General features: G+C 69.1%; 13 protein-coding genes. 8 read left to right on the top strand and 5 right to left on the bottom strand.

Going from position 1 to position 19,947, the window contains the following annotated elements; all coding sequences use genetic code 11:
* The first annotated feature begins 334 nt into the window (after positions 1 to 334).
* Positions 335 to 3,175 (top strand): carbohydrate-binding protein, encoded by a 2,841-nt coding sequence (locus ACIBH4_RS25015; protein ID WP_362517488.1) that lies wholly within the window; start codon positions 335 to 337, stop codon positions 3,173 to 3,175.
* Positions 3,176 to 3,362: 187 nt separating this feature from the next.
* On the opposite strand, the gene ACIBH4_RS25020 is transcribed toward ACIBH4_RS25015, so the two are convergent.
* Positions 3,363 to 4,355 carry a glycoside hydrolase family 11 protein gene (locus tag ACIBH4_RS25020; RefSeq protein ID WP_362766503.1) on the bottom strand — a complete coding sequence of 331 codons (993 nt, stop codon included), beginning with the start codon at positions 4,353 to 4,355 and terminating at the stop codon, positions 3,363 to 3,365.
* 634 nt (positions 4,356 to 4,989) lie between these two features.
* On the opposite strand from ACIBH4_RS25020, the gene ACIBH4_RS25025 reads away from it, so the two are divergent.
* Positions 4,990 to 5,937, top strand: coding sequence for a polysaccharide deacetylase family protein (locus ACIBH4_RS25025; protein ID WP_362766506.1), 948 nt, complete (start codon positions 4,990 to 4,992; stop codon positions 5,935 to 5,937).
* A gap of 114 nt (positions 5,938 to 6,051) precedes the next feature.
* Here ACIBH4_RS25025 and ACIBH4_RS25030 read toward each other — a convergent pair whose 3' ends face one another.
* A complete protein-coding gene (locus ACIBH4_RS25030) occupies positions 6,052 to 7,803 on the bottom strand; it encodes a cellulose binding domain-containing protein (protein ID WP_362766509.1) in 1,752 nt (583 codons plus the stop codon).
* A gap of 334 nt (positions 7,804 to 8,137) precedes the next feature.
* On the opposite strand from ACIBH4_RS25030, the gene ACIBH4_RS25035 reads away from it, so the two are divergent.
* Together ACIBH4_RS25035 and ACIBH4_RS25040 are read left to right on the top strand one after the other, a co-directional pair.
* Positions 8,138 to 8,407, top strand: coding sequence for a hypothetical protein (locus tag ACIBH4_RS25035; RefSeq protein WP_362517500.1), 270 nt, complete (start codon positions 8,138 to 8,140; stop codon positions 8,405 to 8,407).
* A gap of 193 nt (positions 8,408 to 8,600) precedes the next feature.
* A complete protein-coding gene (locus ACIBH4_RS25040; RefSeq protein ID WP_362517503.1) occupies positions 8,601 to 9,788 on the top strand; it encodes an endo-1,4-beta-xylanase in 1,188 nt (395 codons plus the stop codon).
* Positions 9,789 to 9,914: 126 nt separating this feature from the next.
* Here ACIBH4_RS25040 and ACIBH4_RS25045 read toward each other — a convergent pair whose 3' ends face one another.
* Entirely contained in the window at positions 9,915 to 11,363 is a 1,449-nt protein-coding gene (locus ACIBH4_RS25045; RefSeq protein WP_362517506.1) for an endo-1,4-beta-xylanase, read from the bottom strand.
* Positions 11,364 to 11,750: 387 nt separating this feature from the next.
* On the bottom strand, positions 11,751 to 12,611 hold the full coding sequence (locus ACIBH4_RS25050) for a 3-methyladenine DNA glycosylase (protein WP_362517509.1): 861 nt from the start codon (positions 12,609 to 12,611) through the stop codon (positions 11,751 to 11,753).
* A 211-nt stretch (positions 12,612 to 12,822) separates the two neighbouring features.
* Between ACIBH4_RS25050 and ACIBH4_RS25055 the strand changes: the two genes are divergently transcribed.
* From ACIBH4_RS25055 to ACIBH4_RS25070, 4 genes are read left to right on the top strand one after another with little or no spacing between them, the layout of a single operon-like run.
* The gene (locus ACIBH4_RS25055; RefSeq protein ID WP_362517512.1) at positions 12,823 to 13,938 is read left to right on the top strand and encodes a hypothetical protein; all 1,116 of its coding nucleotides are present in this window, start codon (positions 12,823 to 12,825) and stop codon (positions 13,936 to 13,938) included.
* 34 nt (positions 13,939 to 13,972) lie between these two features.
* The gene (locus ACIBH4_RS25060) at positions 13,973 to 15,139 is read left to right on the top strand and encodes a toxic anion resistance protein (protein WP_362517515.1); all 1,167 of its coding nucleotides are present in this window, start codon (positions 13,973 to 13,975) and stop codon (positions 15,137 to 15,139) included.
* Positions 15,136 to 16,905, top strand: coding sequence for a VWA domain-containing protein (locus ACIBH4_RS25065; protein WP_362766512.1), 1,770 nt, complete (start codon positions 15,136 to 15,138; stop codon positions 16,903 to 16,905). The genes ACIBH4_RS25060 and ACIBH4_RS25065 overlap by 4 nt, the downstream gene beginning before the upstream one ends.
* Positions 16,892 to 17,521, top strand: coding sequence for a hypothetical protein (locus ACIBH4_RS25070; RefSeq protein ID WP_362517521.1), 630 nt, complete (start codon positions 16,892 to 16,894; stop codon positions 17,519 to 17,521). The genes ACIBH4_RS25065 and ACIBH4_RS25070 overlap by 14 nt, the downstream gene beginning before the upstream one ends.
* A gap of 55 nt (positions 17,522 to 17,576) precedes the next feature.
* Here ACIBH4_RS25070 and ACIBH4_RS25075 read toward each other — a convergent pair whose 3' ends face one another.
* A complete protein-coding gene (locus ACIBH4_RS25075; protein ID WP_362766515.1) occupies positions 17,577 to 19,892 on the bottom strand; it encodes a polysaccharide lyase 8 family protein in 2,316 nt (771 codons plus the stop codon).
* Positions 19,893 to 19,947 lie beyond the last annotated feature (55 nt).

The following is a 19,947-nucleotide window of genomic DNA, read 5'->3' on the forward strand; positions in this document are numbered from 1 at the left end:
CTTACCGACCCAGCCCTCGCTCCCTCTCCCGCCGCTCCGGTGCCACCTTTCCGTTTTCTCGCGCCGTGGTCACCCATGACGGCGGATGACGGCCACCTTCGTGATGCCCTCCGACGCGCTCGCCCATGTTCACCGAACGGCGCACCCCGATCACGCAGCGCTCGAAAGTGACGTGTCTCACATTTCCTGACAGCAGCTTATTGACTGTTTTACCAATAGCAGTCACAGTTTGTCCGAGCGACGTCGCCGAGGGATTCCCCGTCTCTCCGCGTCGCCGGCGTGATCGGCGCACGCCCGCATGGACTCGTACCACAGGAAGCGAGCACCGCCGATCATGTTAAGAAAACTCGTCTCTTGCGTCGCCGTACTGGCGACGGCCCTCAGCCTGGCTCCCCCACCGGCGCAGGCCACACCGAACACCGCCACGAACACCGCGTCGAACGCGGTGGCGCTCGCGGCGCCCGGCTACACCCAGGTGACGCTCGCCAAGGGTGCGGCGGAGACCGGCGAGCCGATGGGCCTCACCGTCCTGCCGAACCGGGGCGTGCTGCACACCTCGCGCGACGGCACGATCCGCTACACCGACGTGCTGGGCAACACCAAGGTGGCGCTCACCATCCCGGTGTACACGCACGACGAGGAGGGCCTGCAGAGCATCAAGGCCGACCCGAACTTCGCGTCGAACCGGTGGGTGTACGTCTACTACGCGCCGCCGCTGTCCACCCCGGCCGGTGACGCGCCGGCCTCGGGGACGGCGGCGCAGTTCGCCCCGTTCAACGGGGTGAACCGGCTGGCCAGGTACACGGTGAACGCCGACCACACCCTCAACGCGGCCTCCGCGGTCACCGTCCTCGACGTCCCCACCAGCAGGGGCATGTGCTGTCACGTCGGCGGCGACATCGACTTCGACGCGGCAGGGAACCTCTACCTGTCCACCGGTGACGACACGAACCCGTTCGACTCCAGTGGTTACACGCCGATCGACGAGCGGACCGACCGCAACCCCGCCTACGACGCGCAGCGCACCTCCGCCAACAGCAACGACCTGCGGGGCAAGGTGCTGCGGATCAGGCCGAGCGCGGCCGGCGGCTACACGATCCCCTCGGGCAACATGTTCGCGCCCGGCACCGCGAACACCCGGCCGGAGATCTACGCGATGGGGTTCCGCAATCCGTTCCGGATGAACGTGGACAAGGCCACCGGCATCGTCTACCTGGGTGACTACGGGCCGGACGCGGGCACCGCGAGCGCCACCCGCGGGCCGGCGGCGTCGGTCTCGTTCGAGCGCATCACCCAGCCCGGTTTCTACGGCTGGCCGTACTGCTCGCAGTTCAACGTGCCGTACATCGACTTCACGTTCCCTTCCGGCCCCTCGGGTGCCGCGTTCAACTGCGCCGGCGGGCCGGTGAACACCTCGCGCAACAACACCGGCCTCACCCAGCTCCCGGCCTCGCGCGCGGCCTGGCTGCCGTACGGGGTCGGCCAGGACCGGTCGGAGCTGTGCTGCGGAAGCTGGTCGCCGATGAACGCCCCGGTCTACAACTACGACGCCGGGCTCGCCTCCGACGTGAAGTTCCCGGCGTCGATGAACGGCAAGGTGTTCATCGGCGAGTTCGGGCGGCGGTGGATCAAGACGGTCACCCTCGCCTCGGGCGGCGGGGTGGGCGCGATCGAGGCCTTCCCCGCCTGGACCGGCACCCAGGTGATGGACATGGAGTTCGGGCCGGACGGCGCGCTGTACGTGCTCGACTACGGCACCGGCTGGTTCGGCGGTGACGCGAACTCGGCCGTGTACAGGATCGAGTACAACTCAGGGACCGGACAGGCGCCGATCCCGGTGATCAACGCCACCCCGAAGGCCGGCAACGCGCCGCTCACCGTGCAGTTCAGCTCGGCCGGGACGACGGATCCGGACGGCGACCCGATCACCTACGCGTGGGACTTCACGACGAACGGCAGCACCGACTCGACCGCGGCCAACCCGTCGTTCACCTACGCGGCCAACGGCACGTACACCGCGACGTTGACGGTGAGCGACAACACCGGCCGCAGCGCCACGGCGAGCACCGTCATCAGCGTCGGGCAGCCGACGGTCACCCTCAACCTGCCGCTCAACGGGCGGGTGTTCAACTTCGGCGACGCGATCCCGTTCCAGATCAGCGTCACCGATCCGAACTCCCCGACCGTCGACTGCTCCCGGGTGAAGATCAACTACATTCTCGGTCACGACAGTCACGGCCACCAGATGACCAGTGCGACCGGCTGCTCGGGCACCATCCAGACTCCCGTGGACGGTGAGCACGACGCCAACGCGAACATCTTCGGCGTCTTCGACGCGGAGTACACCCCGGCCGGCTCAACCACGGCCGTCCACGCGCCGCAGGCCGTCCTGCAGCCGCGGACCCGCCAGGCCGAGCACTACAGCGCCCAGCAGGGTGTGCAGATCGTGGCCAAGCCGTCGGCGAACGGCGGCAACGCGGTCGGGCACGTCGAGAGCGGGGACTGGATCTCGTTCACGCCGTACAACCTGACCGGGGTCACGTCGTTCACCGCCCGGGTCGCGTCGGCGGGCGCCGGGGGCACGCTCACCCTGCGGGCCGGTTCCGCGACCGGGACGGTGATCGGCACGGCCACGGTCGCGCCGACCGGCGGCTGGGAGAACTGGGTCAACGTCACCGGCACGGTGACGCCGCCCTCGGGGACGACGAACCTGTTCCTGGTCTTCACCGGGGGGACGGGCTCGCTGTTCGACGTCGACTCCTTCACCTTCAACGGTGGCACGACCTCGACGAACCTCGCGCTGAACAAGCCGGCGACGGCCTCCAGCGTGGAGTCGGCCACCTACCCCGCCTCCGCCGCGGTGGACGCGTCGGCGACGACCCGGTGGTCCAGCGCGTTCTCCGACCCGCAGTGGATCCAGGTCGACCTGGGCGCCACGTACACGGTCAACAGGGTGCGTCTGGTGTGGGAGGCGGCCTACGGCTCCGCGTACCAGATCCAGACCTCGACGAACGGCACGACCTGGACCAATGCCCGATCGGTGACCGGCGGCAACGGCGGTGAGGACGACCACACCGGCCTGAGCGCCTCCGCCAGGTACGTGCGGATCAACGGCACCACCCGGGCCACGGTGTACGGGTACTCCCTGTTCACCTTCGAGGTCTACGGAAGCTGATCAACGGGGCGGAGCCGGCCACCCGGCTCCGCCCTGCCGGAGACGAGGGTCCGGACATGGCGGTGGCCCCGCCTCACCCCCCCAGGGGAAACGGGGCCACCGTTTTCCGACCGGACCCGCCTGAGCCGGGTGAGCGCACATCCGGTCGGAAAATCGGGTACGGCGCTACGCGGCCGTCGTCACGAGGTCAGCCCGCGCTACAGGAGACCGTCGGCCAGGTCGAGTTACCGTTGCGCTGGATCGTCACACCCCAGTTGTTGCCGTTGCCGTTGGGCCTCGCGGTCAGCACCTGGGCGCTGGGGTAGTTGGCGCTGATGTTCCAGGTGGAGAGGACCTTCGCGGGGGACGGGACGTTCATCGTCACGGTCCAGTTGCTCGAACCGCTGACCGAGACGTTGAGGTTGTAGCGGTCACTCCACTGCTCGCCCGCGGAGAGCGACGCGGTGCAGCCACCGTTGCCGCCACCGTTGTTGCCACCACCGTTGTCGCCCCCGGAGGAGCCGCCGATCGTGATGTTGGAGTTTCCGCTGCTCTGGTATCCCTCGGTGGCGAGGATCATGTAGTCGTGGCTGCCCAGGCTCATTCCGTTACGGGCCCACGCGTCGAAGTGGTTGCCGGAGGTTATGGTCCCGCCGGTCTTCTTCGACTGCCGGACGCTCCAGTACTGGTTGAACGTCCTGTTGCCCTCGATGGACGGGGCGTTGTACCGCGTCGTCTGGTAGATGTCGTACGTGCCGCCGTCGCTGGTGACCGTGCCCTTGTACGTGCCGGTGGGCCGGTAGTTGCCCCAGTTGTCGACGATGTAGTACTCCACGAGCGGGTTTCTCGTCCACCCGTAGAGGGTGAGGTAGGCGTTGCCCGACGGGTTGAAGCTGCCCGAGTAGTTCACGCTTCTGCGTCCGCCGGTGCGCCAGCCCTTGCCGGCGACGAAGTTCCCGGTGTTCCTCCACGAGGTGCTGTAGTTTCCGCCGGACCCCAGCTCCATGGAGACCGTGCCCTGGCTGTCGGTCCAGAACGAGTAGAAGTAGCCGCCGTTGTCGCCGGTCTGGTTGGTGGTGACGGCCGCGTGGGCGGGGCCGGGCAGTACCGCCACGGCGATGGCCAGGGCCACGGCGCAGGCACGGCCGACGAGCAGCCTGACGCGACCGCGTCCGCGCCTCTTGCGGGGGGCATCGTTCATGTGCGTGCTTCCTCCTCGTGAGGGCTGGGGCAGGCAGCGTGATACGACCCGGCGGGGCTCGCGGTGGCCGGGGGGACGTCCACCACGCGTTGGGGTCGTACAACGCGACAGGGCTGGCCGGCCGTCGTACGGTCGACGGCCGGAGGACCAGGCCGCGCGGCGAGTGACCCGGATCGGCAGCGTTTCGGGCTGTCGATGGTGAGAGTGTGGGTTCGACTCCGCCGAACTGTCAATAAGTTTCAGAAACATATCGGAAATCTGATCTTGCTAGAGCTTTGTCGATGAAGCATTTTGCCTGGTAGAAGACATTGCCCGATCAAACAGGGTCGGATTGATCCATGAAAGCTTCTTCTTGATGATCAAATACAAGGCGGCGATTCCGAAACGTTTCGATGCTTCCTTGACAGGTTTCGTAACAATCCACAGAATGACTCACCAAACAGGTCCTGCTCGCCTCACCCGGGGCGAGTGACGACGGAACCGCGGTTCCGTGCGTTCCGTACGTGTTACGCCGCAGCCGTACGGTGTCCGCTCTTACCGATCGATGTTCCAGTGGAGGAACAGAATGATCGAAAACGCGACCATCGGCAGTGGAAGCCGGATACGCCGCTCACGCGTCCGGCATTCACTCGTCATGAGTCTCCTCGTGGTTCTCGGAACGGTGTTCGCCGTGACCTCATCACCCGCGGCGCAGGCCGCCGACTGTAGTGCCGGATATGTCGGACTCACCTACGACGACGGCCCCAACCCCGGCAACACCGCCAACCTGCTGAACGCCCTGAAGCAGAACGGCCTGCGGGCCACCATGTTCAACACCGGGCAGAACGCCCAGAACAACCAGGCCCTGGTCCGCGCCCAGCAGGACGCCGGAATGTGGATCGGCAACCACAGCTACACCCACCCCCACCTCGTCAACATGAGCAGCTCCCAGATCCAGTCGGAGCTCCAGCGGACCCAGCAGGCCATCCAGCAGGCCACCGGGACCGCACCCAAGCTCTTCCGGCCTCCGTACGGGGAGACCAACGCCACCCTGCGATCGGTCGCGCAGCAGCTCGGCCTCACCGAGATCATCTGGGACGTCGACTCCCAGGACTGGAACGGCGCCGGTACGGCCCAGATCGTGCAGGCCGCCGGACGACTGCAGAACGGTCAGATCATCCTGATGCACGACCAGTACGCGACGACGCTCAACGCGATCCCGCAGATCGCCGCGAACCTGAGGAGCCGCAACCTGTGCGCCGGCATGATCTCACCCTCCACCGGCAGGGCCGTGGCACCTGACGGCGGCACCACCCCGACCAACCCGCCGAGCGGCAGTTGCACGGCCGGTATCACCGCCGGCCAGCAGTGGAGCGACCGGTTCAACCTGTCGGTCAACGTCTCGGGAAGCAACAACTGGATCGTCACCGTGACCCTGCGGAACGCCCAGCGGATCAGCTCCACCTGGAACGGCAGCCCGACCTGGGACGGCAGCGGCAAGGTCATGACGATGCGTCCCAACGGCAGCGGCAACACCTTCGGCTTCACCGTGATGCACGGCGGCGACTGGACCTGGCCGACGGTCTCCTGCCGGGTGGGCTGACACTTTCGTGTCCGGCCCCGCGGGGCGGTGTTGGCACCGCCACCGTGCCGCGAACCGGACGAGGGCGCCCCGCTCCCCCCTTACGCGGGGGGAGCGGGGCGCGCCGTCGTCGGGTCAGGGGGCCCCGCATGTCAGTACCGGGGTGGCGGCGGTTCCGTTGGCGGTGAATCCGAACGTGGTGGTGGCGTTGGCGGCGAGGCTGGCGTTCCAGGTTTCGTTCCGGACGGTGACGGCCGCTCCCGAGCCGGACCGTATGCCTCCCCACAGCTGGGTGATGGACTGTGAGCCGGGCCAGGCCCAGCTCACCGTCCAGCCGTTGATCGCGCTGGAGCCGGCACGCACGGTGACATTGGACTGGAAGCCACCGCCCCAGGCGTTCACCGTCTGGATCGTCGCCGTGCACCCACCGGGGACGGGCGTGGGGGTCGGGGTGGGCGTGGGGGTCGGGGTCGGCGTCGGGGTCGGGGTCGGGGTCGGGGTCGGCGTCGGGGTCGGCGTGGGCGTCGGGGTCGGCGTGGGCGTCGGGGTCGGCGTGGGCCCGCCGATCACGACGGTCGTGAGGGAGCGCGGCCTGAGGGTGACGGCGCCGCCCGTCACCGTGGCGCGCGTGAGCGAGTTGGAGTTGTCGGTGACGTAGGCGGTGGTGCCGCCCTGCAGTCCGTCCCAGGTGACGGCCGAGTTGCCGGTGTTCAGCACCCCGACGACCTTCGAACCGTCGGAGTTGAGGAACGCCGACACCCTCAGCGACGAGTTGCTCGTCGACGTGCCGAGCCGGACCGCGCCCGGCCGGATGAACCGGCTGTACGCCGCCATCGCCCACAGCCGTTTGGACACGCGGTAGGTCCGCGCTGCCGGGTCGATCTGGATCAGCGCCCGGGTGGCTCCCGAAGAGCCCCCCAGCCAGTAGAGGTAACCGCTCACGTTGCCGACGGTGAGAGCCTGATGGATGCTCTGGGCGATGGTGAAGCCGTCCTGGCCGCTCCCGTCGTCCCAGTTCTCGTTCCAGGTGCTTCCGTCCGGGCCCCATTCCGACATCCAGCTGCGCTTGCTCCCGGGTTGCGGGCTCGTTATCTGGCTGGCGTAGGTGTGACCTGTGTAGGTGGACACCCATCGGCGGGCCTCAGGGTCCGCCTCGATGGCGTTGGTGTACGCCTTGGCCTGGTCCCAGCCGAAGGAGTCGCAACATGCGATCTTGACGTCGGTCGCGATCGGGCCGAGGACCTTGACGAAGGCGGCGGCCTGGGCCGGAGTGAAGCGCATGGACTCGTAGGTCGCCGTGTAGTCGGGTTCGTTGGTGAACCCCAAGTCCGTGATCTTGATACCTTCCTGCGCGTAGAACTTCGTGTACTGCGCCAGGTACCGGGCGTAGGCCGCCCTCCACTCGGGCTTGAGGGTGCCGCCGTTGTTCTCGCTTCCGTTGTCCTTCATGTAGCCGGGGGCGCTCCAGGCGTTGGCGTAGAAACGCTTCAGGCCGTACGACTGCGCGACCTTGGCCACCCACACCTGGGCGCCGTCGTCGCCGTCCCACACGTATCTCGGCGGCGCGTCAGGTCCACCGGGGTTCTGCGGCTGGATGGAGACCATCTTGTCGTACGGACTGCCGACCGGTGAGGCGCCGATGCCCAGGCGCAGGATGCTGAGCCCCGCGCCGGTCTCCTGGTCGAACCACAGGCGGAAGATGTCGTTCTGCTGCGCCGTCGACAGGTCACGCAGCAGTTCGCCCCGGCGAAACGCCGTGGAGACGCCGAAGCCGTCCATCTCCTGATAACGCACGTTGTCTGAAACGGTGATGACAGGCGCGGCTGCGACCTGCCCGGCCTGCCCGGCTACGGCCACCAGTGATGTGCCGAGAAGAGCGACTGACATGACGATCCGTATCACGGACCCTCCCGAGATCGTGCCATCCGGATGCTTCTAGCAGGTGAAGCTGGTCTGACTGAGACGGCTCAATGCTTTCCACGGCTGTTCATCCCGCTGCGTACCTGGCTCGCCGACGAGAGTTCCCCTCTCGGCCGCCGCCGGCCCGAGCGTGATCGCCGCGACGGCCGCCGTCGGTCCGAGAAGGGCGATCACCGTGTGTTCGCGCTAACAATCGAGTGAAGCGGTGCGTCCAGCCCGGGCACCCAAGTGTGGGAAAAGACCCCAAAGGCGTCAAGGACGTGACTGAAAGTTTCGAGCCTCTCGCTTCCGTGTGGATGCGGTGACCAACGAAAACCACATTCCCGCCGCGGAAGACAGCAGCCTCTTCATCGGCGGAAATACGGCTTGCGAGGTCGAGGTTGTTCAGCGGTGCCGCTTGACCGCCGAAAGACCGGCGGTTCTGAAAGTTTCACTTCCCACGATGTCCGGACTCCAGCCCGTTGATGTGCGGCCAGCGCTGAAAGGCGGCGGCGAGCCAGGCTTGACGACGGAGGCGCTGGTGCGGGGCGGAGAAGCCGACGGTGACGCCCTGGAGTACGCCCGGTCATGATGCCGTCGGCCGTTCAGGACCAGGCGACCGGGATGCCGTTGGCGCCCTCGACACCGGGTATCCGTCCAACCGCCGAGTGGTTTTTGAAATGTTTCGGGGTTCCGGCATTGACCTTTCTTCTTGAAGACAGATTTAATACGATCGTTTTCGCCATTTAATCGAAAGTTTCGGGGGCCGATTCCGAGGGAGTTCGATGAAGCGTTTACTGATCGTCGGTACCACCACGCTCATGCTGGCCGGTGCGCTGAACACCGTCCCCGTCCAGGCGAAGGAGCGGCCCCCCAAGGTCGCCGAGCAGAGCCTGCGCGCACTCGCCGCCCGCCACGACCTCGCCATCGGCACCGCCGTCGACATGGACGTGCTGCGCGACGCGAGCGATCCGCAGTACCGGGCGCTCACCGCCTCGCAGTTCTCCACCGTCACCGCCGAGAACGCGATGAAGTGGGAGTCGCTCGAACCGACCCGGGGCGTGTACAACTGGGGGCCGGCCGACGAGCTGATCGAATTCGCCCGCAAGAACAAGCAGCAGGTCCGCGGTCACGTCCTGGTCTGGCAGAACCAGCTGCCGGCCTGGCTCACCAAGGGCGTCGAGGACGGGACGATCAGCAAGGCCCAGCTCCGCGACATCCTGCGCAACCACATCACCACCGTCGTCAAGCGCTACAAGGGCAAGATCTGGCAGTGGGACGTCGTCAACGAGGCGGCGAGCGACCCGTGGGACAGCCCGTCGTCGATCCACCTGAAGGGCTTCTGGGCGCAGCACCTCGGCCCCGGCTACATCGCCGACGCCTTCCGCTGGGCCCGCGCGGCCGACCCGGGCGCGCTGCTGTTCTACAACGACTACAACATCGAGGCGTTCGGCGATCGCGGCGCCTCGGACAAGACCTGGTACGTCTACAACATGGTGAAGCAGCTGCGCGCGAGCGGCGTCCCCATCGACGGCGTGGGCAGCCAGGGGCACCTCGGCACCCAGTACGGCAACTTCGACGCCTTCCAGGCGCTCGAGGTGCTCGACGCCTTCTCCGACCTCGGGCTCGCCACCGCGTTCACCGAGGTGGACGTGCGCAGCCAGATGACCGACGGCGTGCGGGCGGGCGACTCCAACGAGGTCAACCCCCGCCTCCAGGCGTCGGCGGCCAACTACAGCGTGCTCCTGCAGGCCTGCCTCGCCAACCGGCACTGCCTCGCCTACACCGTCTGGGGATTCACCGACAGGCACTCCTGGGTGCCCGGCTGGTTCTCCGACCCCCCGGAGGGCCTGGCCACCCTGTACGACGAGTCCTACCAGCCCAAGCGCGCCTACAACGTCGTCAAGGCCGACCTGGCGTTCACCGGACCGCCCAACGTCCTGCCGAGGATCCCGCAGAAGCCCCGGCGATGAGCGACGGCGGGGTGTCCGTGCTCGGACACCCCGCCGTTTCTCAGCCGAGCCTCCCGTGGAGGACCCGGTGACGAGACGAACGGGCCGGGCCGCGGTGTTCGCGGCCCGGCCCGAACCGGGATCGGATCAGGGACTGGTGCAGGTGGCCGTGGGGGTGGCCGCGGTGCCGTTGCCGGTGAAGCCGAACGTGGTCGAGGCGTTCGCCGCGATGGAGCCGTTGTAGGGGGCGTTGCGGACGGTCACGCTGGAGCCGGACACGGTGTGCTCGCCGCTCCACAGGCTGCTGATGCTCTGCCCGCCCGGCCAGGTCCACCGTACGGTCCACCCGTTGACCGGCGAGTTACCCGCGCGAACGGTCACCGTCGTCTGGAACCCTCCCGGCCAGCTGTTGGTCGTCTCGACCGTCGCCGTACACGCCCCCGTACCCGGGGTGGGAGTCGGGGTGGGCGTCGGGGTCGGGGTGGGCGTCGGGGTCGGGGTCACGGTGGGAGTGGGCGACGGGGTGGGGTTCGGGGTCGCGGCGTTGAGCGCGTCCAGGACGGCGTTGTAGGCCGGCTTCTTGTTGCTGCCGCTGAACAGCAGCGGGGTGTCGCCCGAGCGCCAGGAGTCCTGGTCGCGCACGCCCCACACGGTGATGCCGTTGCAGCGGGGCACGGCCAGGCAGTCGTTGACCACCGCGGCGTAGGTCTGCGGGGAGGCGCCCTGGATGTCCAGCTCGGTGATCTGCACGTCCACCCCCAGCGCCGCGAAGCTCTGAATGGTGGTGCGGTAGTTGCTGTTGTAGGGGCTGCCGCTGTTGAAGTGCGACTGCAGGCCGACGCAGTCGATCGGGACGCCGCGCGCCTTGAAGTCGCGGACCATGTTGTAGACGCCCTGCGTCTTGGCCCAGGTCCAGTTGTCGATGTTGTAGTCGTTGTAGCAGAGCTTGGCGGCCGGGTCGGCGGCGCGCGCGGTGCGGAAGGCGACCTCGATCCAGTCGTTGCCGGTGCGCTGCAGGTTGGAGTCACGCCGGCCGCCACCGCTGTCGGAGAAGGCCTCGTTCACCACGTCCCAGGCGTAGATCTTGCCCTTGTAGTGGTTCATCACACCGTTGATGTGATTGATCATCGCCTGGCGCAGCGCGCTGCCCGACATGGATTCCATCCAGCGCGGCTGCTGGGCGTGCCAGGCCAGCGTGTGCCCGCGCACCCGCTTGCCGTTCTGCACCGCCCAGTTGTAGATGCGGTCGGCGTTGCCGAAGCTGAACTGGTTCTGGTTCGGCTCGGTGGCGTCGATCTTCATCTCGTTCTCGGCCGTGATCATGTCGAACTCACGGTTCGCGATCGTGGTGTACTGCGAGTCACCAAGCCTGCCGGCGCTGATCGCGGTGCCGAAGTATCGCCCGCTCTGCTGGGCCGCCGCGCCGAGCGTGGTCGCCGCGGCACTCGCGGAGCTCGAAGCGCCGGCCGAACCCGGCACCGTCACCGCCGCGAACGTGCCGAGCACGAGGGTGCCGAGGGCGCCGGCGACCAGGGTCCGACGGAGACCACCGAGGGGTCGCCGGGTTCCGGGCGGGGGGATGGCATTTGTGCCCATGCCTGAGCCTCCATAAATGCATCACGGGAAACACGGGGGACATCCCCGCGAGTTCGACGTCACGCCCGTTGCCGGAAAGGCCGGAAATGCACACCACAGGGCGTCGCAGGCGACGGCCCTGCTGCGCGCGCCACCGACCTGGCCGTAGGAGGACGCCTTGGGGACTCAGTGTGGAAACCTCACCGAAATACGTCAAGGCTGCACAGAAAGTTTCGGATCCTCGCTCGGCGTATATGCCCAGGCCATGCTCACAACCTCTGTCCCTGCCTCCTGAAACCTTGCGGTCCCATCGCGGCGAGGCGAGACACGGTGAATGTAAGTTTCAGTGCGACGCCCTCGCGGTCGAAGATCGCGAGGGCGGGAGATCCTCGTTCCCGTCCCCGCGAATCAGGGAAGGCGGCTGCCGGCGAGCAGTCGTTCGCACGCGTCGAGCAGACGTTGCCGCAGCGGCCTCGCCCGCTCGGCGAACCCCCGCTGCTCGGCGGCGTACTCGGCCCGTCCCTCGGACGTCTCGATCCGGATCGCCCGATGGCCGAGCGCGGTGAGGTCGTACGGAGAGGCCCGCATGTCCAGGGTCCTGATCTCTCTGGCCAGCTCGAAGCAGTCGGCCACGAGTTCCGAGGGGACCAGGGGCGAGAGCTTGTAGGAATGCTTGTAAAGGTCCATGTTGGCGTGCAGACAGCCCGGCTGTTCCAGCTCCGGCTGCCGTTCCCTCGTCGGCCACAGCGCGTTGAGCGGGCGCGCCTCGGGGGTGAAGAAGCGGAAGGCGTCGAAGTGGCCGCAGCGCACGCCCCGCTCCTCCACGACCTGTGCGATCTCCTCCCCGCTGAGCCGCAGCGGCCAGGAGTCGTGCCGCACCTCCGTGGCCTTGTAGACCATCGCCCACTCGTGCAGGCCGAAGCAGCCGAAGTATCCGGGCCGTGACGCGGTGGCGGCCAGCAGCCGCATGATCCACTCGACGGAGGGACCGCGCCTGCTCATCAGCGTCGCGGTGTCGAGCGTCGCTCCCTCTGAAGTGTCGAGGTAGCCGCGGCCCACATCGCGCGCCCCCTTCAGAAGCACCCCGGCGCCCGGATGCCACCTGCGCAACCGCGCCGGCCGGTGCCCGTAGTAGGTGAACAGGAAGTCCTCGATGGGATGGGCCTCGCCCCGCGCCCGGCGCGCCAGGTGCGGCTCCGCCCACACCTCGACCCGCCGGCGGTGGGCCTCCGCCCGAGCCCGCCACTCCTCCGGTTCCAGAACCTCCACCGCTGAATGGTACGCGCGGGCGGGTGGTGCCCGTCCGCCCTCCCTTCCGGGTGCGGTGACGGTGAGCGCCTGCCGAACGGCGCATCGGTGAACGGAAGATGAATTGTCAATACAACTGCGGGTGCCGCGCTTCGCACTGTCGTCATTAATCACATAATTCGATTACAGCCGCTATTACATGGCGATATGGGGCAAGCCTTCGAGGAATCACATGAAGCGTTGGATCGGTGTCGGGCTGGCGCTGCTCCTCGGCGCCGCCGTGGTGGCGGCGATCGTGGTGGGCAACCGTGGCGGCGGCGCGGAGACGCGGGAGCTCACCCTGGTCAGAGGGGTGATCGGGTCGGAGAAGAAGCCGTTCTTCGACGATCCGGGGGTGCGGGCGGTCTTCGCCGGGCACGGCCTCCGGGTGGAGGTCGACACTGCCGGGTCGCGTCAGATCGCGACCTCGGTGGACCTGGGAGAATACGGCTTCGCGTTCCCGTCCAGCGCTCCGGCGGCCGAGAAGATCAGGCGTGACCGGGGCGTCGCCCGCACGTTCGCGCCGTTCTCCTCCCCCATGGCGGTCGCCACCTTCACCCCGATCGTGGACGTCCTCACCAAGGCGGGCGTCGTACGGGACTCGGGGCAGGGTTACCAGGTGCTCGATATCCGTAAATATCTGGATATGGTGGCTAAAGGCACTCGGTGGGACCGACTACCGGGTAATACTGCTTATCCGGCACGCAAGCGCGTCCTGCTCACCACCACCGACATCCGCACCTCCAACTCCGCGGCGATGTATCTCTCGATCGCCGGTTACGTGGCCAACGGCGACGACGTGGTCACCTCGGAGGAGCAGGGTGCCAGGGTCGCCGGCACCGTCGCCCCCCTCTTCCTCGACCAGGGATACTCCGAGACCTCCACCGAGGCGCCGTTCGAGGACTACCTGTCCCTGGGGATGGGGAAGACGCCCATGGTCGTGATCTACGAGGCGCAGTACGCCTCGCGGCTGTTCGCCGGGGACGGCTCGATCCGTCCTGACATGCAGCTGCTCTACCCCTCGCCCACGGTCCTGAGCAAGCACACCCTCGTACCGTTGAGCGCGCAGGGCACCGAGGTCGGCAGGCTCCTGCAAGAGGATCCCGAACTCGGACGCCTCGCGGCCCGGTACGGCTTCCGCACCGCCGCCGCCAAGGCGTTCGACGACCTCGTGGCGAAGGTGAACGCGCCGCTGCCTCCCGGCCTGGTCGACGTGGTGGAACCCCCCGAACACGAGCGGCTGGAGGGCATGATCTCCGCGATCGAGACGCGCTACCGGTCCGGAGCGGTCCCCTCACCCACCCCCTGACCTCACCTTCCCAGCGCTTCGAGGAGAGACCACCGTGAGCGATCTCGTGCTCAGCCCGCCAGAACCCGTGGCCAAGGTGCCCACGGAGAAGGCCGCCACCATGCTGCCGGTCCCGGAAGGGCGGGAGGCGGAACTGACGGAGAAGGCCCGCGGTTTCGCCGAGGAGCTGAGCGGCCTGGACCCCAGGTCGCCGGAGTTCACCCGGAAGGTGCACGACATCACCTCCATGGGCGACTCGGAGATCCGGGCCTCCTCCCAGGTGGCGAACCGCATGCTGAAACGGCCGGTGGCCGCGCTGGCGTCCGTCAAGGGCGAGGGCCGGGACGCGCAGGCGGCGGTGGCGGGGCAGCTGGTCGCGCTGCGCCGGACGATCGTCGACCTGGACCCCAAGCAGACGTCCGCCCCGGCCAGGAAGCTGCTGGGGCTGATCCCGTTCGGCGACAAACTGCGCGACTACTTCGCGAAGTACCGATCGGCGCAGAAACACCTCGACGACATCATCCGCGCCCTCAGGTCCGGGCAGGACGAGCTGCGCAAGGACAACGCGGCCATCGAGGGCGAGAAGACCAACCTGTGGGAGTCGATGAAGCGCCTGCAGGAGTACGCCCTGCTCGCCGCCGCCCTCGACGCCGCGGTGGAAGAGAAGATCATGTATGTCGAGGCGGCCGAGCCGGAGAAGGCCACCGCCCTGCGCTCGGACGCGTTGTTCGGCATCCGGCAGAAGCACCAGGACCTGCTGACGCAGCTCGCGGTGTCCGCCCAGGGGTATCTCGCCCTCGACCTGATCCGCAGGAACAACCTCGAACTGATCAAAGGCGTGGACCGGGCGACCACGACAACGGTCGCGGCGCTGCGCACGGCGGTGACCGTGGCCCAGGCCCTCGCCAACCAGAAACTCGTGCTCGACCAGATCACCGCGCTGAACGCCACCACCTCCGACCTGATCGTGGCGACGAGCGAGATGCTGCGCACCCAGGCGGCCGACATCCAGACCCAGGCGGCGTCGACCACGGTCGACATGGACGCGCTGCGCAGGGCGTTCGACAACATCTACGCCACCATGGACATGATCGACACGTTCAAGGCCAAAGCCGTGGAGAACATGGCGATCACCGTGGACAGCCTGACCGTCGAACTCGACCACGCGCGCACGTACCTGGAGCGCTCCCGGCGCGGCGACGAGCAGGAGCTTCCGCGATGAGAGGCTCGGCGCCCGGCGTGCCGCCCGACCCCCGCCCGGCCGACGTCGCACCCGGCACCCGGAACGAACCTCGTCAGGCCGGATCCGCACCCGGCATCCCACGCGACCCCCGCGCCACCGGGCCGGTGCCGCTCGACTCCCGCCGCAGCAGGCGGGTACCCGGCGCGCGGGCGGGTGCCCGCCGGCTCGGGTGGGCGCTCGCCGTGCTCGCCCTGCTGACGACGTCGGTCGCGTGCGGCGGGACCGGCACCACAGAAACCCCCGGCACCGCCGCGGATGGCCCGGACGTGCTGCGCGTCCTCGCGGGAAGCGAGGTCGGCGACCTGGAACCGCTGCTCAGGCGGTCCCAGGAGGCCGTCGGCGTGCGGGTCGCCCTGTCGTACGCCGGAACGCTCGACGGGGCCGACCAGGTGGCGGGCGGCGGCGCGGACGGGCGGTACGACGCGACCTGGTTCTCCTCCAACCGCTACCTGTCGCTGATCGAAGGGGCGTCCGCGCGGCTCTCGACCCAGACCAAGATCATGGTTTCGCCCGTGCTGCTCGGGCTGAAGGCGTCCAAGGCCCGCGAACTCGGCTGGGACGGCAAGACCGTGACCTGGAACGACATCGCCTCGGCCGCACGGGAGGGGAGGTTCACCTTCGGCATGACCAGCCCCGCGGCGTCCAACTCCGGATTCTCGGCCCTGGTCGGCGTGGCGGCGGCGCTCTCCGACGCGGGCGAGGCCCTGGACGAGGCCAAGATCGCCGCGGTGACCCCCAGGCTGAAGGAGTTCTTCTCGGCGCAGACGCTCACCTCTGGCTCCTCGGGCTGGCTCGCGGACGCGTACGCCAGGGAGGGCGCGGTGGACGGGCTGGTGAACTACGAGTCCGTACTACTCGGCCTCAACGCCTCGGGAAAACTCGCCGAGCCGCTCACCCTGGTCTACCCGGGCGACGGGGTGGTGACGGCCGACTACCCGCTCACGCTCCTGAGCTCCGCACCCCCGGAGAAGAAGGAGCTGTACGGGAAGCTCGCCGCCTGGCTGCGCACGCCGGAGATCCAGCGGGAGATCATGACCACCACCCACCGCAGGCCCATCGTCCCCGAGGTGAGGCCGGAGGCGCGCTTCGGGACCGCGTCACCGGTGGAGCTGCCCTTCCCCAACCGGCGCGACGCGGCCGACAGACTGATCGGCGCCTACCTCAACCAGGTGCGCAGGCCCTCGCGGACCCTGTTCGTGCTGGACACCTCCGGCTCGATGGCAGGGGGGCGGATCGACGCGCTCAAGCAGGCGCTGACCGCACTATCAGGCGCCGACACCTCCGCCGGCGGATCGTTCTCGCGCTTCCGCGACCGCGAGACGGTGACGATGATCCCGTTCAGCACGGCCCCCGGCAGCCCGCGGACCTTCACGCTGCCCGACCGCGACCCCGAACCGGTGCTCCGGCGGATCCGCTCGTACGGCGAGGGGCTGCGGGCCGAGGGCGGAACCGCGATCTTCGACAGCCTGCGGGCCGCCTACGAGCAGATCCGGTCGTCGCCGTCGGAGGACTTCACCTCGATCGTGCTGATGACGGACGGTGAGAACACCGACGGCGCCTCCTACGACGACTTCGCCGACTACTACGCCTCACTGTCCGTGAAGTCCCGGACGTTCGTCGTGCTCTTCGGCGACAGCGACGTCGACGAGATGAAACGGATCGCCGAACTCACCGGCGGAGCGACCTTCGACGCCCGGCAGGGGTCGCTGGCCACGGCCTTCAAGGAGATCCGTGGCTACCAGTAGCCCGGCGGGGCGGATCCTCGCCTACGCCGGGTCGACCAGGAACATCGCCGGATGCGCCCTCGCCCTGGTCGGAGTGGTCCTGGTCTTCCTCGGCGTCGCCGGGACGTTCTGGCCCGTCGTGGTCGCCGGACTGTACGGCGTCGGGGTGCTGCTGGCCCCGGCGGACCGGGTGAGGCTCACGATCTCGCACGCGGAGGTGGAGTCCCGGCGGTTGGAGGCCGACCTCGCCACCCTGTTGGCCAAGGTCGACGAGAACCGGTTCCCCGACGACGTGGTGAGGCGGGTCGGCGCGCTCGCCGAGGTGCTGCGCGACATCCTCCGGCGGGCGGACACGCTCACCTCCTCGCCCGACCACCTGCACATCGTGTCGCAGACGATCAGGGACTATCTGCCGTCCAGCCTGGAGACGTACGCGAACCTGCCACGCTCCTACGCGCTCACCCGGCGCGGCGAGCGGGAGCGCAGCGCGCACGAGGAACTGCTCGCCCAGCTCGACCTGCTGGACACCCGGCTGCGCGAGGTGGCCGAGTCGGTCTACCGGGGTGACGAGCAGGCGCTGCGCGACCAGGGCAGGTTCCTGCGGGACCGGTTCGGCGGCTCCGGCCTGGATCTCTGACCCTGCCGCCCGGCACCTCCGGCGGCGCGAGGGGGTTCGTCGGACTCGGCCTCCGTCAACCGAGGCGTACGACGACCGTGTTCGAGCCGCCGCCCCGGCCCGCCAGGCGCCCGAAGGTGAGCGTGAGCCGCGCGCCGGTCGTCGCGCCCGCCAGGAGGGGATGCCCGCGCGACACCCCGGTCACCGGCCGGTTCCAGGTCACGGTGAGCTCGTCCAGGTCGCGCCGGGGATCCGACACGGTCAGCGTGGCCGTACCGTCGCCGGTCTCCCTGACGAGGACCGCGCACGGGGCGGAGGCGGCGAGGTCCCCGGCGGTCCCGTCGTTCCAGAAGTTGACGGCGGTGATCCCGAGCGACGGGACCCGGACACCCTGGCAGCGGGCACTGTTGGCGAGCACCCGCGCCCAGCCGGGGTCGGCGGCGCGGGAGCGGGTCTCCGTCAGGCTCGCGCCCGGCAGGAGAAGGTAGACGTAACCCGCCGAGACGGGATCGACGCCGTGGTCGAACCAGAGCGTCACGTAACTCCGGGTCGCCCGCTCCCGGCCGCCGGTGCGCTCCTCGCGCAGCGTGCGCAGGCGGGTGCCGCAGGGCAGCACGTAGCCGCCGTGCCCCTCCAGGTGCGCCCACCCCTTCCCCTCGTCCACGACGAGAGGCGCGCCGGTCCTGCGGTTGTCCACGACGGTCTCGACCGGCACGCCGTCGGTGGCGGTGATCGCGGCGCCGAGGCAGACCACCGCGTCGTCGAGGAAGAACCACGACTTGAAGGCCTCCAGGGTGCTCTCGAAGCCGTTCAGGTGCTGGCCGACCGTCGCGTACCCGCCGTCGGTGGCGCCGCCCACCCAGCGGCCCGGTGGGCAGGTGTCGCCCCACGCCTCGCCGGCGCCGTCGGCCAGTCGCCGGGTGGAGACGGTCGTGCCCGGCAGGCGGTAGGGGTCGACGGTGGTCCAGAAAGAGTCGGAGTACTGGTCGCCGTGGCCGTCGGCCCACCAGTAGAGCATCCCCGAGCCGGTGTGCCAGCCGCGGAGGTTCTCGCCGTTGCCGTGCTCGTAGTGGCCGATGCGGTGGGAGGCCATGCTGAGGCCCGCGCACCAGCCGGGCCCGCGGTGGACGGCGCGGGCGCTCATCGCGAGCAGCCGGTGCCCGGCGGGTTCTTCGGCCGCGGGAACGGCGTCGTCGTCCAGGATCGCGGCGAGGCGGGCGTGGAACCCCAGGTCGTCCTCCTCGGCCGCGTCGAGCATGGGCCGGTGGGTGTTCCGCAGCGCCCATCCCTTCACCATGCCCTGCCAGCGGGATCGCTCGGCGGCGGAGGCCGTCTCTCCCAGCAGCAGGATCGCGGAGGCGATCGCCCGCCCCCTGTCGTGGTCGCCGTACGGTCGCCTGCCGACCGCCCGGCCGCTGACCAGGTCCATGCAGGAGCCGTCGTGGACGACCGGCGCGAACGTCCTCTCGACGCTGTCGAAGACGACCTGCCTTTCCCGGTCGACGACCTCCCACGGCGAGCCGCGCAACACCGCGAACAGCGTCGCGAGGCCGGACAGCAGCGACGCTCCGTACGTGCCCTGGTAGGGGACGGTCGTGTGCTGGACGAAGGAGCCGTCCCGGTAGAACCCGTCGCCCTCGGAGACGTAGGGGAAGACCGGGGAGAGCGCGGAGACCGCCGGCGCGATTTTCGCCGGGTCGGAGCCGAGGACGGCCCGCAGCAGCGTCACCACGCACAGGTCCACCCGGTTGGCCCCGGTGCTGGTCCCCTCGTAGTCGTCCAGACGGCACTCGGGGACGAAGTGCTCCACCGCCTCCCGCAGCGCCGCGGCCCGCGGGTCCGCCAGGTGCGGGCCGATCAGCAGGGCCGCGTCGAGGAGGTTCTTGGGGGCGCCGATCTGCCAGTGCCACCAGTTGCCGATCTGGTCGGCGCCCGCCGCGTACACCCGCCGCCGGTAGTGGTCGATGCCGGCCGCGACGGCCGAGGCCAGGTTCGCGTCGCCGGTGAGGCCGGTCCCCGGCAGGGCGTACGCGCGGGCCATGGTCCGCAGCCGGGCGGTGGTGGCGCCGAGCGAGGGGAACGGCAGGCCGGGCCAGAGCGACGTGTCGGCCGGTGCCATGGCGTCCCGGTATCCGGCCGCCCTCGTCCCCAGCCTCGCCAGCCGGGTCCGGTACGGCTCGGCCGTCGCGTCGAACCCCGACCCCGCCGTCACGTCCCGCCAGCGGTGACGCAGCGCGGTGAGGGGATCGGCCGGTGTGCGCGACGCGATCTTCGGGTACGCGGTCTCCTCGTGCCGCCCGATGCCGGCGTGCGCGGCGTACGCCGGGATCATCGCCCCGGTCGCGGCGACCCCGCCGAGCCAAAGAAAAGATCTTCGGGAATGTCGGTCCACGCCTAGATTGTCGGCCGGAAATCATCCTTGCCGTGGACACCGCGCCACATTGCCG

Source organism: Streptosporangium sp. NPDC050284 (assembly GCF_044459525.1).
GTDB lineage: Bacteria > Actinomycetota > Actinomycetes > Streptosporangiales > Streptosporangiaceae > Streptosporangium.

What these genes read in the sequence shown, in the direction of transcription:
- ACIBH4_RS25015 (WP_362517488.1), top strand. Translation starts at nt 335, where the DNA reads ATGTTAAGAAAACTCGTCTCTTGCGTCGCCGTACTGGCGACGGCCCTC.
- ACIBH4_RS25030 (WP_362766509.1), bottom strand. Translation starts at nt 7,803, where the DNA reads ATGTCAGTCGCTCTTCTCGGCACATCACTGGTGGCCGTAGCCGGGCAG.
- ACIBH4_RS25020 (WP_362766503.1), bottom strand. Translation starts at nt 4,355, where the DNA reads ATGAACGATGCCCCCCGCAAGAGGCGCGGACGCGGTCGCGTCAGGCTG.
- ACIBH4_RS25040 (WP_362517503.1), top strand. Translation starts at nt 8,601, where the DNA reads ATGAAGCGTTTACTGATCGTCGGTACCACCACGCTCATGCTGGCCGGT.
- ACIBH4_RS25025 (WP_362766506.1), top strand. Translation starts at nt 4,990, where the DNA reads ATGAGTCTCCTCGTGGTTCTCGGAACGGTGTTCGCCGTGACCTCATCA.
- ACIBH4_RS25065 (WP_362766512.1), top strand. Translation starts at nt 15,136, where the DNA reads ATGAGAGGCTCGGCGCCCGGCGTGCCGCCCGACCCCCGCCCGGCCGAC.
- ACIBH4_RS25055 (WP_362517512.1), top strand. Translation starts at nt 12,823, where the DNA reads ATGAAGCGTTGGATCGGTGTCGGGCTGGCGCTGCTCCTCGGCGCCGCC.
- ACIBH4_RS25045 (WP_362517506.1), bottom strand. Translation starts at nt 11,363, where the DNA reads ATGGGCACAAATGCCATCCCCCCGCCCGGAACCCGGCGACCCCTCGGT.